Raw genomic sequence first — 2,754 nt, 5'->3', positions numbered from 1 at the left:
GTGACGCAACATTCTCGGTCATGCAGTTTTCTTCTGCTGACGGAGAATGAAGCTCCGCAGGACGCACTACTCTCGACAGAGAGTATAGAAGTGCGCCCTTTAGTTCCTAAAGGGATTTGCTCCGGCTTAACTTCTCGACAAACTTGAAGTTATTTTACTTGCGTTCCATAAATCCTATGATTGAAAAAATCAATCCTACAATCCCAATTCCGATAACGAGCAGCCCCATTCCTGATGAGCAAAGAGAAATTATAATGGCAAAGAGTAGTATTGCAATACCTAATCCAATTTTCTTCATTGTAAATCCTCCTTTACAAATGCCGATTTGTTTCTCAATTTCGTATTCAAATTATACCATAAAACTTGTGAACAATTCTACCGCAACTTTGGACTGTATGAGAAAAGTCCGGACGGTTTTCTGCCCGGACTTTCTCACTCAATCATAAATCAATTCCGCTTTCACAATCTCATCTGCCTGTGCCTTGCAAGCGTTCATCTGCCGCACCCATTCCATTTGGTTTTCGGCTTTCAGCTGTTCGGTCACGCCGTACTGCTTTGCCAGTGACCGCACGATCAGCTCCATGCGGTTTCGTGCCGCTTCGTCAATCTCGGCGCAATGCTCAAAGAGCTTGTCGGATAGCACCAGCTCATTGAACAGTATCGGGCGGCGCATTTCCAAATATGCTTTGCGAAGTCTGCCGTGGTGTCCGAGGGGCTTTGTCTTGCGGATAACGATGTTCGGGATAAGATAATCTCCGTTCTGTGTGTAAGTGATATTCATGCTGATTGCACTCCTTTCATCGGCTCTCTCTGCGGTAAACTGCTGACAGGGACGAACACTCCCTTTGCAATGTCCTCCGCACGAATGGCGGCTTTCTTGGCTTCGATTTCTGCCTTTTTTCTCCCCTTGATTTTGTCCTCGTATCGCTTCTGCGCTCCGCTGGCTTTCCGCTTCAAGTAGTTCTGATGAAGCCTGTCCTTGCGTTCCTCACGCTTGCGGATTTCCTCTAATTCTTCCGGGGTCAGCTCCACTTCTCCAAACGCCGGGGGAACGAATCGCCCAACAAAATTGAAGTAAATCTCGACCTCCTATGTGGTCTGTATACTGCCTTTGCTGTCACGCTCATGCACAAGGATTTTCTCGATAAACTCGTTGAGCATGGCAATGGTCAGCTTGTCGAAGTTCTCATATTTATCAATCAGAGCGATAAAACGGTCAGCGTCCTTTTCGTGCGTTTCATAGCTCTTGACAGCCTTTTCCAGAGCAGAGATTTCAGCGGTAAGCTCGGCTTGCTCCTTTGCGTATTGAGCGTCCAGAGTGGCGTATCTGCTGTCGGACAGCTTTCCTAAAATGTTGTCCTCATAGATTTTGCAGAGCAGGACTTCCAGCTCGGAAACTCTCTGCTTTGCTGTGGCAAGGCGTGTCCGCTGTTTCCTGACCTCTGTGGTCTGCTGGCTGGACTGCGCTTCCTGCACCACACGGACAAACTCGGCTCGGTCATGCTTCGCATACTCGGCAATGGCTTTGAGCATTTCCGAGACAAGGGACAGTACCACATCTTCATTGATACGGTGCTGGGTCTTGCAGAGCGTTCCGCAAGGAACTTTGGTGTACTGTGAGCAGGTGTATTGAGAAATGCGCTTGCCGTTGTTGGTGCGGTGGACATACATCTTGCCGCCGCAATCGGCACAATAAAGCAAGCCTGTGAGGGGAGCTGCTTCGCCCCAGCCGTCCGGGTAGCGTCTGACATTCCCACGGATTTTCTGCACAAGGTCAAAGGTCTGCTGGTCAATGATAGCTTCATGGGTATTCTCGAAAATCGTCCATTCGTCCTCCGGGACATAATGGCTTTTCTTGTCCTTGAAGTGCTTTCGGGTCTTGAAGTTGATGGTGTGTCCCAGATATTCACGCTTTTCAAGAATGTTGCAGATGGTGGAAGAACCCCAGCCGTACACATCTTTGAAAGTCTTGTTTTTATTCACACCCTCGCCGTGCCGGGCAAGGTAAGCGGACGGAATGAGGATTTTTTCTTCTTTCAGCTTGCTGGCGATCTGATACGGACCGTAGCCGTCAATCGTCATGGAAAAGATACGCTTTACCACTTCGGCGGCTTCGGGGTCAACCAACCATTGGTCTCTGGCTTCGTTCCAGAGATAGCCGTAAATAACCGTGCCTGTGAGGTGCTTGCCGGACTTGCCTTTGGATTGAAAAGTGGAACGGATTTTACGGCTGGTGTCTCTGGCGTAGTATTCGTTCATAATGTTGCGGAAAGGGGTAAAATCATCGTCCCCTCTGGCGCTGTCCACGCCGTCATTGATGGCGATAAGGCGCACGCCACGCTGACGCAGGATTTCCATAATCTGACCGACTTTCAGATAGTCACGACCCATGCGGCTCATGTCCTTGATACACAGGTACTCCACATTCCCGGCTTCCACTTCTTTCATCATTGCCAGAAATCCGGGACGGTCAAAGCAAGTACCACTAATGCCATCGTCCGTGAAATGGACAATGTTCGTAAACCCCTGCCGTGCGGCGAACTCCTCCAACATAGCCTTTTGATTGGAAATGGAATTGCTCTCACGCTGCTGGTCATCATCTTTGCCAAAGTCATCACGGCTCAATCGCTCGTAAAGAGCTGTGATTTTCTCGTTTTTTCTCATAACTTGCGCTCCTTTCTTCGGTTTTAGGTTGTGTGTTCTAAGAGACTTCCCAACCGCTTGATTAAGAAGTCTTTTAGAGCATACAACACC

General features: G+C 48.8%; 2 protein-coding genes and 1 pseudogene. All 3 read right to left on the bottom strand.

What is annotated here, in order from left to right; all coding sequences use genetic code 11:
- Positions 1–154: 154 nt before the first annotated feature.
- On the bottom strand, positions 155–298 hold the full coding sequence (locus DW826_RS18410; RefSeq protein ID WP_164979630.1) for a hypothetical protein: 144 nt from the start codon (positions 296–298) through the stop codon (positions 155–157).
- Between the two features lie 138 nt (positions 299–436).
- Positions 437–781 (bottom strand): TnpV protein, encoded by a 345-nt coding sequence (locus tag DW826_RS17745; RefSeq protein WP_117553333.1) that lies wholly within the window; start codon positions 779–781, stop codon positions 437–439.
- Positions 778–2,664, bottom strand: a pseudogene (locus DW826_RS17740) (recombinase family protein). Before DW826_RS17740 ends, DW826_RS17745 begins: the two are co-directional and overlap by 4 nt.
- Between the last annotated feature and the right edge of the window lie 90 nt (positions 2,665–2,754).

It is taken from the genome of Clostridium sp. AM34-11AC (genome assembly GCF_003435375.1).
Classification (GTDB): domain Bacteria; phylum Bacillota; class Clostridia; order Lachnospirales; family Lachnospiraceae; genus Pilosibacter; species Pilosibacter fragilis.
The sequence above is the reverse complement of the archived record's forward strand: the minus strand, read 5'-3'. Positions and strand labels throughout refer to the sequence as shown.

Excerpts from the sequence above, each read along its gene's own strand:
- DW826_RS18410 (WP_164979630.1), bottom strand. The coding sequence starts at position 298 with ATGAAGAAAATTGGATTAGGTATTGCAATACTACTCTTTGCCATTATA.
- DW826_RS17745 (WP_117553333.1), bottom strand. The coding sequence starts at position 781 with ATGAATATCACTTACACACAGAACGGAGATTATCTTATCCCGAACATC.